Consider the following 14,561-nt stretch of genomic DNA (forward strand, 5'->3'; position numbering starts at 1 on the left):
AGCTCCTACTGTGAAAGAAAGTCTTTGGCAAAACGCTGCAACACACCACCAGCGCTATACACATTCACTTCATCTGCGGTATCTAATCGACAGGTTACTGGCACATCAAGCTTTTCACCGCTTTTACGAGTGATCACTAAAGCCAAGTCTGAACCTGCTTCAATGTCGCCGTACACGTCGTAAAGCTCGGTACCGTCCAATTCTAAGGTATTGCGATTGGTCCCCGCTTTGAATTGCAGAGGCAACACGCCCATGCCAACCAAGTTGGTTCTGTGAATTCGTTCAAACCCTTCAGCAACAATCACTTCAACACCCGCTAAACGCACACCTTTGGCTGCCCAATCACGTGATGAACCTTGTCCATAATCGGCACCAGCAACGACAATCAAGGGTTGTTTACGATTCATGTAAGTTTCTATCGCTTCCCACATTCGCGTAACTTGACCTTCAGGTTCAACTCTTGCTAATGAACCTTGCACGACTTCTCCAGCGTCCTTCACCATTTCGTTAAACAGCTTAGGGTTGGCGAATGTTGCTCGTTGCGCGGTTAAGTGATCGCCTCGATGGGTCGCGTAAGAGTTAAAGTCCTCTTCCGGCACTTCCATTTTGGTGAGGTATTCCCCCGCAGCGCTCGAAGCGAGAATCGCATTTGAAGGGGATAAGTGATCTGTGGTGATGTTGTCACCCAAAATCGCTAAAGGTCTCATACCAGATAGGCTTCGCTCTCCCGCCAGAGCCCCTTCCCAATAAGGTGGTCTGCGAATATAGGTACTTTGAGGTCGCCAGTCATAAAGCGGTTCAGTAGTCACCTGTTCCTCGTCTGGCTGGAACATTTTCACGTAGATTTGTTGGAATTGCTGAGGCTTAACATGTTCACCGACCACTGCATCGATCTCTGCATCACTCGGCCACAAGTCACTTAAATAGATCGATTTTCCGTTGCTGTCTGTACCTAAGCTGTCTTTTTCGATATCAAAGCGAATCGTACCAGCTAAGGCATAAGCGACGACCAATGGCGGTGATGCTAAAAACGCTTGTTTGGCATAAGGGTGAATTCGACCATCGAAGTTTCGATTCCCCGATAGCACAGCGGTTGAATATAGGTCGCGGTCGATGATCTCTTGTTGAATTTTAGGATCCAACGCACCACTCATTCCATTACAGGTTGTGCACGCATAACCGACGATACCGAAGCCTAGTTTTTCCAGTTCAGGCAACAAACCGGCGGACTCAAGATAAAGCTTGGCAACTTTTGAGCCTGGCGCGAATGACGTTTTTACCCATGGCTTACGAACTAATCCAAGCTGATTGGCCTTCCTCGCAACCAATGCTGCGGCGACGACATTTCTTGGGTTACTGGTATTGGTACAAGAAGTAATCGCCGCAATGATCACGGCACCATCTGGCATTTGTTCATCAGAATATTGTTCAGCGTGTTGCTCTTTCCAAGAAGCTTGGCTGATGCCTTGTTTGGCAAGTTCACTGGTTGGTAAACGACGATGTGGATTGGATGGCCCTGCAAGGTTGCGCTCAACTTTAGACAAATCAAACTCAAGCACACGTTCGTATTGAGCGGAATCTAAATCATCGGCCCATAAGCCAGTTTGCTTAGCGTATAGCTCAACTAACTCAACCTGTTCAGGCTCGCGTCCTGTCAGCTTTAGGTATTGTATGGTCTGTTCATCGATATAGAACATACCTGCTGTCGCGCCGTATTCTGGTGTCATATTCGATATAGTGGCGCGGTCGCCAATAGTCAGTGCACGAGCCCCTTCACCAAAGAACTCTAGATAACTGGAAACCACTCTCTGATTGCGAAGAAACTCTGTAATCGCAAGCACAATATCCGTTGCGGTTATCCCTTCTTGTCGTTGACCCGTCAGTTTAACGCCTACAATATCAGGCAATCGCATCATAGACGGACGACCGAGCATCACAGTCTCAGCTTCCAAACCACCTACACCTATTGCAATAACACCCAGAGCGTCAACATGAGGAGTATGACTGTCGGTGCCGACACAGGTATCAGGAAACGCGATTCCTTCTTTAGATTGAATCACTGGAGACATTTTCTCCAAGTTAATCTGGTGCATAATTCCATTACCCGCAGGAATCACACTCACGTTTTTAAACGCGGTTTTACACCATTCGATAAAGTGAAAACGGTCTTCGTTTCTGCGCTCTTCAATCGCGCGGTTTTTATCAAATGCTTCGTTATCAAACCCGGCATGTTCCACTGCCAAAGAGTGATCAACAATCAGTTGAGTCTCGACCACTGGGTTCACCTTGGCAGGGTCTCCGCCTTGGTCGGCAATTGCATCGCGTAAGCCAGCTAAATCAACTAAAGCGGTCTGACCTAGAATGTCATGACACACCACTCGCGCAGGATACCAAGGAAAATCTAAGTCGCTCTTGCGTTCAATGATCTGTTTTAAGCTGTCTTCAAGGGTTTCAGGATCACAGCGTCTTACTAATTGCTCTGCCAACACTCGCGACGTATAAGGCAAGGTTTTATAAGCGCCCGGGGATATTGCTTCTACCGCTTCGTAAGCGTCGAAATATTCTAAACCCGTTCCCGGTAAAACCTTTCGATACTTGTTTTCATCAAGCTCTTGGTTTCTTTCAAGTTTTACATCAGACATACATCCACCATTATCTGTTAAATTCTATTCGTTGGTTCTCGAGGCCTTATCACATGAAGAGAAAAGTCACCTCGAGATATAAGTCGGCTCGATATAGAGGACTAACGTAAATGGATTGGTAGCCAGTCTTGATGCTCTGGCCCGGTGTAGTCTGCACTTGGACGAATAATTCGATTGTTTTCTCTTTGCTCGAATACGTGTGCCGTCCAACCAGTAAGGCGGCTCATCACGAAGATAGGAGTAAACAATTTGGTTGGGATGTCCATGAAGTGGTAAGCCGATGCATGGAAGAAGTCCGCATTACAGAACAGCCCTTTCTCGCGCTTCATTACCGCTTCAACACGCTCTGAAACGGCGTAAAGCTGTTTATCACCGACCTCTTGAGCTAGCTCTTTTGACCAACGCTTGATTAGAGCATTTCGTGGGTCGCTTTCACGATAAATGGCATGACCGAAGCCCATGATTTTGTCTTTGTTAGCAAGCATCTGCATGATGTTAGTTTCTGCTTCATCAGCGGTTTGCCAATCTTGGATCATTTCCATTGCCGCTTCATTCGCACCGCCATGTAAAGGACCTCTTAGTGTGCCAATTGCTGCTGTAACGCACGAATGAATATCTGACAGTGTTGATGCACAGACACGGGCAGCAAAAGTAGATGCGTTAAACTCATGCTCTGCGTAAAGCGTTAGCGAACAGTGCATTACCTGCTTATGCAGTTCACTCGGCGCTTTATCTGTTAGCATTTTCAAGAAGTAGCCACCCAGACAGGCTTCACTTTGATCTTCAGTATCAATTCGCACGCCATCATGGCTAAAGCGGTACCAATAACAAATAATGGCAGGGAAAAGCGCGAGCATTCGTTCAGTCGCAGGCAGTTGCTCGGAGAAGTCAGACTCTTGCTCTAGATTACCTAGCATTGAACAGCCCGTTCTCATCACATCCATTGGATGAGCGTCTGCTGGGATAAGCTCTAGTGCTGCTTTCAAAGGTTGAGGCAAGCCGCGCAGACCAACCAACAATATTTTATAATCATCGAGCTCTTTTTCAGTGGGTAAGTGACCCCTTAGTAGCAGATGCGCCACTTCTTCGAACTGAGCATGATTAGCAAGGTCGGTAATATCGTAACCACGATAAGTTAAACCCGTTCCTGACTGGCCTACGGTACATAGCGCGGTGGTTCCCGCACTTTGGCCACGTAGACCAGCACCACCGATTGCAGGTGCGCTAGCTGGTTTGATTTCGGGTTTTTCGCTTTGTTGTTGGTTTTCTGTTGAAGCCTTTTCGACAGCTGCTTTATCACTCAAAGATACAGACATGGTGAACTCCTTTTCTGTGTTAGCCGCCTGCACTCTTTGGTGCTGCCTGTTTATATGTCCGATGATCTTTATGATCGGTACTGGATATGGCGACTAACCATTTCACGTTATTGGATTAAGTTGATTTTTGATTAATTGAAACCGGTTTACCCTTCACTTGAAAACAACTGATCAAGCTTGTTTTCGTAGTCGTGGTAATTCAGGTGTTCGTAAAGCTCTTTACGGGTTTGCATTGAATCCAACAGAGCTTCTTGATTGCCTTCAACTAACAAGTGCTTGTAAACATTCTCCGCCGCTTTGTTCATCGCACGGAACGCACTCAATGGATAAAGCACCATGTCGACACTTGATTGGGCCAACTCATTACAGTTGTAGAGTGGCGTTTGGCCAAACTCAGTGATGTTCGCAAGAATAGGCACGTGCTTACCCGTTGCTAATTTCAACGCCGCCGAGAACTTCACGTATTGGTCTAGCTGATTCATCGCCTCAGGGAAAATCATGTCAGCGCCCGCTTCAACACACGCAATCGCTCGTTCAATCGCACTATCAATACCTTCAACCGCCAATGCATCCGTACGCGCCATAATCACAAAGCTCTCATCGGTTCTAGCATCTGTTGCCGCTTTGACTCTATCGACCATCTCTTGCTGGCTCACAATCGCTTTATTTGGTCGATGACCACAGCGTTTCTGGGCCACTTGATCTTCCATATGAATTGCAGCTGCGCCTGCCTTCTCCATAGCGCGAATGGTACGTGCAATATTAAATGCGCCACCAAAACCCGTATCGATATCCACCAGCAAAGGCAAATCACACGCGTTGGTAATACGTTCAACATCTACCAACACATCGTTCAATGTGGTGATGCCTAAATCAGGCAACCCATAAGACGCATTGGCGATGCCTCCGCCAGACAAATAGATCGCCTGATGCCCCAAGTTCTTTGCCATCATCGCGCAATACGGATTCACCGTACCGACGATCTGCAATGGGTCGTTGTCTTGCACAGCTTGTCGGAACTTAGCTCCTGCTGATAACTTCATAATGACGCTCCCTGTTAATTGTTTATTTCTAGCTAACCTTTAAGACTTACGGCTTTTGGTTATCGCCAGCTCTGACCCGCTGACAGATACCAGTCGCCAGTTAATCAAGATCTTTGGATTGGATTTGTTGTTCTATAAGCAGTCGACTTCCCGATATGTGTCTTCGCATTAGCATTTCTGCTAGCTCTTCATCGCGATTACGAATCGCTTGTAGGATGTTTTTGTGTTCATCGAGCGCCTCTTTTGGTCGAGACTGAGCCCTAGGCGATTGATAGCGGTACATTCGTAATAGGTGATAAAGCTCGTCACATAGCAGCGAAATGAGTTTGCTGTTACGACTCGCTTTGATAATGCGATAATGGAAATCGAAATCCCCATGTTGATGAAAGTAAGAAGAACCTTCGACTTCATCGATGTGCTTTGAGTGTGTCGACAATAACCCTTCAAGCCCGATAAGCTCTTCTTGTGTGATATGTCGCGCTGCTAATCGCGCAGCCATACCTTCCAATGCCTCTCGCACCGCGTAAAGCTCTAGCAGTTTGTCTGCCGAAAAAGTAATCACTCGAGCGCCGACATGAGGAATTCGCTCAATAAGCCCTAGCCCTTCCACACGCATTATCGCTTCACGTAATGGACCTCGACTTACCTCGAAGCGTTTAGCCAGTTCAGGCTCCGAGATCTTACTGCCCGGTGCTAATTCACCGTTAACAATCGCCTCAACGAGATACTCTGTCAGATTTTCCGACTTGGTGTTTTCTTTGTTGCTCACACGTGTTTTCGTGTTTGCACTTAAGGTGAGATCTTTTATCGCAGTATTCATATTCACGCTGCTCACTTCTATTTGCTGAACCTTAATTGTCAACAATTCCATAACATGAACATAAAATACACGATTAAATTGTCGACAATCAAGCAAATTGTCGACAATTTAGACTAAGGTAGTACTTTCTATAGGCGATAAAAACTTACTTAAAAGGACACTAAAAACAATTCAACCACTTGTTATTTATCGATTTAAGCAAAGAAAGAGCCGCTAAACCCTTCCCTACCCTAAAATCACTCGAAACCAATGTGTCGACAACTTATAGACAGACTTGACAAACGCAGAGCACTTTGTGTCGATCTACCTGTTCACCGATAAACAGATATAAAAAAGGCGCACTCATGTGCGCCTTTCATTCATAGACCTCGTTCTAACAAGCCACCTTTACTCAAGCAATCTGACGAGTAACATCTAGGTATTTGCTGATATCAACGAAATCAATTTGTTCCGGCTTCAGATACTCTTCTGCATAACGCAGGTGAGTGCCGCTGGTTAAGAACAATCTAAACAGTTCGATATCGAGATGCTCGTCCAATGCCATTTTATACATGATGTCGACAGCAACACTGATTGGCTTAGCCTTCTTATAAGGCCTATCTGCAGCGGTTAATGCCTCAAAAATATCAGAGATCACCAGAATACGTTCTGGGATTGAGAGGTCATCACCAGTCAGCTTCCTTGGATACCCTGTACCTTTAAGTGTTTCATGGTGAGTTGAAGCGTAGCGAGGAACACGACTTAGCTCTTTCGGGAATGGCAGGTTCTCAAGCATCTTAATCGTGCCAAGCATGTGCTCGTTTATCTTAAATCTATCTTCAGCAGTCAATGTACCGCGTGCAATACTCAGATTGTAGACTTCGCCTAGGTTGTATAAGTGCTCAGGCACATCCATTTTAATTTGATGTTTCGGGTCAAATTCTAACGGCCTATCTCTTTTCACTATGTGCTCTGGCTTATCACTCAAAAGTGGTTCTGTGGCTGGTAAACTTGAACTCGGCTCTCGATTCATTGCCTCTATCGGTGATAGACCAAGTTGATCATCAAAGTGACGCGTCCAGGTCGTCTCAGCTATCGAGCGAATACGAGTGACTTTGTCATCACTCATGAACTCACCACCAACGTTCGACGTAGCGATAAAGGCAAAGTCATCTTGTAGCTGCTGCTTCGTTGCCGTAAGTTCATCGGCTATCAGTTGCGTTGATAGCGTACCATCAAGTTGTTTTCTCAAAGCGGTGATTTCCGCATCACGCCAAAGTACTTCAAATCGAGTTCTCACCTCGTGGATTCGGTTGTAGTTCGCTTCTAACTTCGTACCTTTATCGACGATGTGTTCCGGTGTCGTGATCTTGCCACAATCATGAAGCCAAGCCGCAATTCTAAACTCACGGCGTTCGTCATCATTTTTAAACTCAAAGTCTTTGAAGTGCTCAGACTGCGATTGTTCCGCCGCGTCAGCCAGCATCAAGCCGAGTTCTGGTACACGATTACAATGCCCTGCCGTATAAGCGGACTTATCATCGATCGCTTGAGCGATGAGCTTGATAAACGACTCAACAAACGCCTCTTGCATCTGTTCATGTCGTTTAATCTCCATAGCCATATCTTTTACAGCAACAGATAATTCCCACACTTCTTTGATTCGAGTATCAAGAATTGTCACGTTGTCATAATCACGCAGCCTAACCTTATGAGTCTCTTCCTCTAATTGGCGAATTGGATGCACTATCGGCGCACCAAAAACCCAAGCAATAGGCAACGTCAAACTCATCAGTAACACCGTTACACCAACAGAGGTTGCTAGACGTTTATTGACTGTACTAAAGATTTCAGATTCGGGAATCAATACCGCAAAATACTCAGAGTAGTGTTCGCCCGTGTCTATTTTCTTTAAATAGAGATGCTTGATCTCGCCATTCAACTCTACCCTTACCATACTGCCTTCAACCGTTGCTTCCTTAGTCAAATCATAAAGTTCAGTATAAGGAACCGTCGTATTCGTATTAAAGCCGGTATCATGCAGCCACTTTTTCGCTAAGGCATCAAGTTGTTCACCACTTAACTTACTGATAGCTTGATCAATGATTGGGAGCAATTGTTTATGCTTGCTCTGCAGCACCAAATGGAATTGGTTTGAGTAGTTCTGTTTTAGATCTTCTAGAGTCCCATTGACAACAAGGCCTGGCTGGAAAAACCTATCTAATGCAAACGAGAGTACGGGTTCTGCTTCTAAGAAAGCAAAGTTCTCTTCGCTTTCAATTGAATTAAATGCAGACTCTAGGTTTTCAAATTCAACTAAATCAATGTTCGGAAAATCCTCTCTCAACTTAGGAATAATTGACCACCCAGATAAAATGGCAACTTTTTTACCCTCAAGCTCGGCATAATTAGTGACAACCTTCGCGCCGACCCTTGTCACGATAGAAAATGGCAATTCATAAATTGGAGTCGTGTATAGGCCATCTATGCCATTATTTTTATAATGTTGAACCGATTGCAGGCCATCAATACTTCCTTCTTGAAACTTACTGACAAGCTCGCCCCAAGAGAAACCATTAACAAATTCAAACCTGATCCCTGTCATCTCACCAATCATTTTAAGAAGGTCTATCGCATAGCCGTTTGGTTTTCCCGCCACTGAAAAGTCCATCGGCCCCCAATCATTTTGATTAGACACTAACAGCGGAGGGGTATCGTTAATCAAGGCTTGCTGCTCAGACGATAGCATCAATGTTGATACATCAAACTCCGATTCCTGATTGTTAACCTTGAGGTTAGACGCAATAATATTACCCGATTTCGAATATAAGAAAGACTCAACCTTACTGTCTTCTGCTAAGCCAAGCGCCGTACCTGATAGTTTGCTAGCTAAAGAAGACAACACAATATCAATACCAATCACATGTTGAACTTCAGATTCGATTTTCGAATCAAACGCTAAAGAATAAGTTTGCCCGGTAATTTGTAAATGCTGGAAAAGATATGGCTGAGTTTTTTCGACCGACTGAACATTGGCAGAAACATACCAAGGCCTGGTTGTTGGAAGGTAGTTGCTCTGCTCCGTAGTTGAGTTTCTTAGCGTAAACTCTTGGTCAAAATATTTCGTCGTACGGACGCGCTCCTCCCCTATATTATGAATCTCAACCACAACCCAACGGTCTTTTTGTTGTGCACCGATTTTTTCTCTAACGACAGGGGCAGATTCTAGATTAATAATTTGGAAGAAGTTTTCATTAGATGAGCCAATGTAAATACTATAAAAGAGAGGGTTATCTTTAATTGCTTCTGAAAGAATACTACGCGACTCTTCTTTCGATATTTTGTTACTTATAGAACGTTTCACTGAAGAAAGTAAACGCGCCGTATTGGCTGCGTCAGAATCAACCGCGCCGATATAGTTACTCAGCTCTTGGGACACCATCGTCAACTTTGATAGGGTATTCTCAGTCGCCATTTTTTTACTGAAGTAATATTGCAGTGAAACCGCAACAACAGCGGTAAGAAATGTCGCGAGTAAAAACATTCCTCCAACAGTAAATCGTAACGAAATTTTTTTTAATGCCATTATTTCATCCTTGAATAATCGCCAACTCCAAAGTTAACAGCCTAGCGCAATCAATACCGCTTAAGTTGCATATCAACTATAGTAACTCTATTCCACATCTAAAATCTAACACCTCTATACACCTGACTCTTTTGCAGAAATAGTTATCGTAGTCACATCTAACAATATAGACCAACAACCAATGCACTCGAGTAGAAAACGCTAGTTAAATCCAACCTTTGTCAATGAATTCAATCATTCTGAGACAATAACTACGATTTTAGAATCCAGATATCATTCAACAGTAAATGGACAAAAACACGTTACCGAGAACTTTATGAACAATATTAATCCAATGTTCTTTATTCTCAATATCGCCGCATTACAGACATTTCATTAACACACCGTTAACTTTAGCTTCATCTGCTAAGCAATATCCTACTCATCTGTTTAGTAGCTGGAAATAAAACATAAGTTTCTCTCCATTGAAGAGATCCCCTACATAAGGAACGTGAACCATGTTCAAGGCACTGAAACCTACTCTTGCGGCTTCTATCATCACAGCAACCTTTTCTTTCAACACTTTTGCTGCTGACGTAGAAAAAATCCACTTCCTAATCCCTGGCGGCGCTGGTGGTGGTTGGGATATGACAGCTCGTGGTACGGGTGATGTATTGGTGAAATCAGACATCGTAGAAAATGTCTCTTTCCAAAACCTGTCTGGTGGCGGTGGCGGTAAAGCGATTGCTCACCTAATCGAAACAGCACAACGCCAAGAAGACACGCTAATGGTGAACTCAACGCCTATCGTTGTTCGTTCACTAACAGGTATCTTCCCTCAATCTTTCCGTGACCTAACTCCGGTAGCAGCAACCATTGCCGATTACGGCGCAATCGTCGCTCCTGCGGATTCTAAGTACGACACTTGGGAAGACGTCGTTAAAGAGTTCGAAACCAACCCACGTAAAGTGAAGATTGCTGGCGGTTCAGCTCGTGGCAGCATGGACCACCTTGTAGTAGCGGCAGCGTTCAAAGGCGAAGGTTTTGATGCGAAGAAAGTACGTTACATTGCCTACGATGCTGGCGGTAAAGCGATGGCGGCACTGCTTTCTGGCGAAACACAGCTGCTTTCAACGGGCCTTGGTGAAGTACTAGAGATGTCTAAATCTGGCCAAGTAAAAGTGCTTGCTGTGACGGCTCCAAAGCGTCTTGACGCTGCGCCTAACATCCCAACACTGACTGAATACGGCAACGAGACAGTATTTGCTAACTGGCGTGGTTTCTTTGCGGCACCGGGTACAAGCCAAGCAAAAATCGACGAGTGGAACGAAGCGCTTGGCAAAATGTACAAAACCGATGAGTGGCAAGTGGTTCGTGACCGTAACGGTTGGATCGACAACTACAAAGCTGACAAAGATTTTTACGCCTTCCTAGAAGACCAAGAAAAACAGATGGGCGATCTAATGCGTGAGCTTGGTTTCTTGAAGTAACCAACAACCATAGAGGGCTTATGTGCCCTCTTACTCTTTCCTGTTTCGCCGTGCATGAGTTAACTTCAAACTCCTTTGTTTATTCGTAGACGTATTACTAACGCTTGCCGATTCGTTGTAAACGCAAGTGGCTGATAAACCAGTACCGTAATTCGCTTACCTTTGGTTAGTGATCCCAGACATTTCATTGACTCGCTCATGTACGGCTTTTTTACTTTTTATACCACCCCAAATGGAGTTGGATATGTCGGACTTACCAACCAAATTTCTGAGTAAGGAATCTTTGCTTTCGAAGGATCGCATCGGAGCCATGCTCTTTATGCTTGCGTGTTTATGCTATGGCTACCAAACCACGCTGATTCCTTTGTTCCCCGGTGACGAGTACGAACCCTTCACAGCAAGAACCTTACCTATCCTGCTAACGTTTATCGGCATTGGCCTTTCGTTGATCCTGCTTATAACCGGACAGCCAGATAAAAAAGTCACATGCGACACTACGCCGTTGAACTGGAAACTGCTTATTGGCTTCTTGGTCTTAATGGCTCTGTACGGTGTTGGGCTGACTTATCTTGGCTTTGTTTTAGCAACCAGCTTCTTCTTACTTGCAGGCTTTTACCTACTGGGTGAGCGCCGCAAAGCTGTCTTATTTGGCGCGTCGTTTCCTTTCGTTATCGCGTTCTTTCTTTTATTAACTCAAGGCTTAGATATCTACCTAGAGCCTGGTTTAATCTTCACTCTTTGGTAGGGATAACATTATGTTAGACGGAATTTTACAAGGACTTTCGACCGCCGTGATGCCAATGAACATCATGATGGTAATTGTTGGCTGTTTTGTTGGTACCTTTATTGGGATGCTACCGGGACTCGGTCCAATTTCAGCAATCGCGTTGATGATCCCGATTACATACGGCCTAGACCCTTCTTCTGGCCTAATCTTGATGGCTGGTGTGTACTACGGCGCTGTATTTGGTGGCTCGACGTCATCAATCTTAATCAACGCTCCAGGTTGTTCTTCAACGGTAGTAACCGCATTCGATGGCTACCCGATGGCACAAAAAGGCCAAGCAGGTAAAGCACTTGCTCTCGCGGCTTACTCTTCTTTCACAGGCGGTACGCTTTCAGCAATCATGCTTTTGATTGCCGCACCGGCTCTAGCAAGCGTGTCACTGAGCTTCCAGTCTTCAGACTACTTTGCGTTGATGCTATTAGGTTTGTCCGCTGTAGCGGCGTTTGCAGGCCCAGGTCAGGTAATCAAAGCGTGGATGATGACTATTCTTGGTTTGATGCTATCAACTGTAGGTATCGACAAAGGTGTTGGCGTTGAACGGTTCACTTTTGGCCTTACGGATCTGATGGATGGCTTTAGCTTCCTATTATTAGCGATGGCAACATTCGCACTGGGTGAAACCTTGATGGGTATTCTAAAACCAGAGCAAGACACCAGCGCGGAAGAAAGCCAAAAGATGTCGGATATTGGTAGCATGAAGGTCACCAAAGAAGAGTTCAAAGAAGTGGCACCAGTTTCAATTCGATCTTCTATTCTCGGTTTCTTTACCGGTGTTCTACCGGGCGCGGGTGCCACTATTGCGGCATTCCTAAGTTACGGTATGGAGCGTAGCCTCGCGCCAAAAGACAAGCAGAAAGAGTTCGGTAAAGGCAGTATCCGTGGTCTTGTTGCTCCTGAATCAGCAAACAACGCCGCTTCAAGTGGTTCATTCGTTCCGCTACTAACGCTGGGTATTCCGGGCTCTGGTACAACTGCGATTATGCTTGGTGCATTGATTGCCTACGGTATTCAGCCTGGTCCTCGCTTGTTCGTTGAACACCCAGATGTATTTTGGTCAGTGATCATCTCTATGTACTTTGGCAACATCGTACTGGTTATCTTGAACCTGCCTTTAATCCCTTATATTTCTAAACTGCTAGCGGTACCTAGAACGGTTCTACTGCCAATGATTATCTTCTTCTCAATCACTGGCGTGTACTTGGTGTCATTCAACACGATGGACATATTTGTGATGCTACTGGTAGCGATGGCTGCGATAGCATTAAGGCTAGCCAACTTCCCATTGGCACCATTACTGTTAGGCTTCATATTGGGCGGCTTGATGGAAGAGAACTTAAGACGAGCATTGATGATCAGCGATGGTGAGTTGAACTTCTTATGGGAACGCCCTATTACGATGACCTTCACTATTCTGGCGGTATTGGTGCTGTCTAGCCCGATTCTAGTGAAACTATTTAAGAGTTTTAGAGCGAAGCCAGTAGAAGTGTAAAGCTTTATCGAATCAACTAAACCTCAACGAAAGGAGCCATTGGCTCCTTTTTTCATTTAAAGCCTCAATTAAAACCAGCGGTTAAAGATGGTAGCAAACTCACAAACCTATCTTTACAACACACATGGCGCTGATATTCATAACAAATTCAAGTAAGGTAACCAGTTAGTTAACGTATTGGATTCTAAAACTATGGATTGGTTGATTCTATTCTTATCAGGGGTGGTTGGCGGTGTGCTTAACTCCATTGCGGGTGGCGGCAGCTTCATCACTTTCCCTGCTTTGTTATTTGCTGGCGTTCCACCAATAGCAGCCAACGCGACCAACACCTTTGCTTCATGCGCTGGTTACATCAGTGGTGCTTACGCACTGCGCCACGAAATTCAATCTGGTACCAAACAACTCAAGCTCGTTGTTGGGCTATGCGTAATTGGCGGCGGCATTGGTGCATTTTTACTACTACACACGCCAGAAGCGCTATTTACCCAATCCGTACCTTGGTTATTACTGTTCGCCGCTCTGCTTTTTACCTTTGGTGGCACTCTCAACAAATGGCTAAAGAAAGTAACCGCTAAACATAAGCACGCCACCAGCGCAGGGGCGTTCTTTTCCGCTGTATTGCTTTTGATCGTGTGTGTTTATGGTGGTTATTTTAATGCAGGCTTAGGCATTGTGACATTGAGCTACTTGGCGCTGGCTGGTTACACCAACATCAACGTGATGAATGGCATCAAACTGCTCGTGTCCGCGTGTGCTTCCCTCGCAGCGATCGTATTTTTTATCGTCAATGGTTCGATTGATTGGCCGTCTGGCATGGCTGTATTATTGGGTACATTGGTTGGTGGTTATTATTCAGCAAAAATCTCTCGCCGCATCCCTCAACACTATGTTCGAACCACAGTGATCATCGCGAGCTTTTTGATCACCGCTTACTTTTTCTATGCTAATTAGACGTTCGGTTTAATAAGACTTGCAACTGAAAAGATAAAGCCAAAAGACTCCACCCTGCTCATACCGATTTGGCTATTTTATTACTTATAAAATAGCCAAGCCAAAATGTGTGAGACGAGTCCTTCAATTAGCAAATTTGATAACAATTTAGACTGTTTTTTAGCCTTTATTTTGCCAAAGGTAGGATAATTCTCCTGTCGAAAGTGAGACTTCATTAGGAGGCGTTATGAACACTAAACTCGGTCATGTCATGTCATCAAGTCGACTCATTTGCTTTGTCGCTTTTCTTGCTGTCACATTCGCGTGGATCTTAAAAATGCCCGCTCTGTTTTCTGTGTCAGCGCTATTCTTACTGGTCAGTGCGATCGTTTATGTCACCGATCTTTGGAAGAATCAAAGAAAGAACCGCGAAGCTTAGCCAATTACGGTTTAATCGAACGAATTAAAAAAGGAGCTCATAGGTAATGCCGATCAGTTAA

Annotated in this window: 10 protein-coding genes; 5 read left to right on the forward strand and 5 right to left on the reverse strand. The window is 44.9% G+C overall.

Going from position 1 to position 14,561, the window contains the following annotated elements; all coding sequences use genetic code 11:
• Positions 1-5: 5 nt before the first annotated feature.
• From acnD to AB4323_RS20280, 5 genes are all read right to left on the reverse strand, one after another.
• Complete coding sequence (gene acnD / locus AB4323_RS20260) at positions 6-2,642, reverse strand: Fe/S-dependent 2-methylisocitrate dehydratase AcnD (RefSeq protein ID WP_372153217.1); 2,637 nt, start codon at positions 2,640-2,642, stop codon at positions 6-8.
• Positions 2,643-2,743: 101 nt separating this feature from the next.
• The gene (gene prpC, locus AB4323_RS20265; RefSeq protein ID WP_372153219.1) at positions 2,744-3,958 is read right to left on the reverse strand and encodes a 2-methylcitrate synthase; all 1,215 of its coding nucleotides are present in this window, start codon (positions 3,956-3,958) and stop codon (positions 2,744-2,746) included.
• A gap of 146 nt (positions 3,959-4,104) precedes the next feature.
• Positions 4,105-5,001 carry a methylisocitrate lyase gene (gene prpB, locus AB4323_RS20270; RefSeq protein ID WP_065204711.1) on the reverse strand — a complete coding sequence of 299 codons (897 nt, stop codon included), beginning with the start codon at positions 4,999-5,001 and terminating at the stop codon, positions 4,105-4,107.
• Positions 5,002-5,101: 100 nt separating this feature from the next.
• The gene (locus tag AB4323_RS20275; RefSeq protein ID WP_372153223.1) at positions 5,102-5,821 is read right to left on the reverse strand and encodes a GntR family transcriptional regulator; all 720 of its coding nucleotides are present in this window, start codon (positions 5,819-5,821) and stop codon (positions 5,102-5,104) included.
• Between the two features lie 391 nt (positions 5,822-6,212).
• Complete coding sequence (locus tag AB4323_RS20280) at positions 6,213-9,386, reverse strand: HD domain-containing phosphohydrolase (RefSeq protein ID WP_372153221.1); 3,174 nt, start codon at positions 9,384-9,386, stop codon at positions 6,213-6,215.
• Between the two features lie 497 nt (positions 9,387-9,883).
• Here AB4323_RS20280 and AB4323_RS20285 point away from each other — a divergent pair, with 497 nt between their 5' ends.
• From AB4323_RS20285 to AB4323_RS20305, 5 genes are all read left to right on the forward strand, one after another.
• On the forward strand, positions 9,884-10,855 hold the full coding sequence (locus tag AB4323_RS20285; protein WP_229648231.1) for a tripartite tricarboxylate transporter substrate binding protein: 972 nt from the start codon (positions 9,884-9,886) through the stop codon (positions 10,853-10,855).
• Positions 10,856-11,099: 244 nt separating this feature from the next.
• On the forward strand, positions 11,100-11,600 hold the full coding sequence (locus AB4323_RS20290; RefSeq protein ID WP_004733594.1) for a tripartite tricarboxylate transporter TctB family protein: 501 nt from the start codon (positions 11,100-11,102) through the stop codon (positions 11,598-11,600).
• A 10-nt stretch (positions 11,601-11,610) separates the two neighbouring features.
• On the forward strand, positions 11,611-13,131 hold the full coding sequence (locus AB4323_RS20295) for a tripartite tricarboxylate transporter permease (protein WP_372099287.1): 1,521 nt from the start codon (positions 11,611-11,613) through the stop codon (positions 13,129-13,131).
• Between the two features lie 192 nt (positions 13,132-13,323).
• A complete protein-coding gene (locus AB4323_RS20300; protein ID WP_102333369.1) occupies positions 13,324-14,082 on the forward strand; it encodes a sulfite exporter TauE/SafE family protein in 759 nt (252 codons plus the stop codon).
• A gap of 226 nt (positions 14,083-14,308) precedes the next feature.
• Positions 14,309-14,500: a hypothetical protein gene (locus AB4323_RS20305; protein WP_102333370.1), complete on the forward strand. Its 192-nt coding sequence runs from the start codon at positions 14,309-14,311 to the stop codon at positions 14,498-14,500.
• Positions 14,501-14,561 lie beyond the last annotated feature (61 nt).

It is taken from the genome of Vibrio sp. 10N.261.52.C11, assembly GCF_041471405.1.
Lineage (GTDB): Bacteria > Pseudomonadota > Gammaproteobacteria > Enterobacterales > Vibrionaceae > Vibrio > Vibrio crassostreae_C.

Excerpts from the sequence above, each read along its gene's own strand:
- acnD (WP_372153217.1), bottom strand. The coding sequence starts at position 2,642 with ATGTCTGATGTAAAACTTGAAAGAAACCAAGAGCTTGATGAAAACAAG.
- prpC (WP_372153219.1), bottom strand. The coding sequence starts at position 3,958 with ATGTCTGTATCTTTGAGTGATAAAGCAGCTGTCGAAAAGGCTTCAACA.
- prpB (WP_065204711.1), bottom strand. The coding sequence starts at position 5,001 with ATGAAGTTATCAGCAGGAGCTAAGTTCCGACAAGCTGTGCAAGACAAC.
- AB4323_RS20275 (WP_372153223.1), bottom strand. The coding sequence starts at position 5,821 with ATGAATACTGCGATAAAAGATCTCACCTTAAGTGCAAACACGAAAACA.
- AB4323_RS20280 (WP_372153221.1), bottom strand. The coding sequence starts at position 9,386 with ATGGCATTAAAAAAAATTTCGTTACGATTTACTGTTGGAGGAATGTTT.
- AB4323_RS20285 (WP_229648231.1), top strand. The coding sequence starts at position 9,884 with ATGTTCAAGGCACTGAAACCTACTCTTGCGGCTTCTATCATCACAGCA.
- AB4323_RS20290 (WP_004733594.1), top strand. The coding sequence starts at position 11,100 with ATGTCGGACTTACCAACCAAATTTCTGAGTAAGGAATCTTTGCTTTCG.
- AB4323_RS20295 (WP_372099287.1), top strand. The coding sequence starts at position 11,611 with ATGTTAGACGGAATTTTACAAGGACTTTCGACCGCCGTGATGCCAATG.
- AB4323_RS20300 (WP_102333369.1), top strand. The coding sequence starts at position 13,324 with ATGGATTGGTTGATTCTATTCTTATCAGGGGTGGTTGGCGGTGTGCTT.
- AB4323_RS20305 (WP_102333370.1), top strand. The coding sequence starts at position 14,309 with ATGAACACTAAACTCGGTCATGTCATGTCATCAAGTCGACTCATTTGC.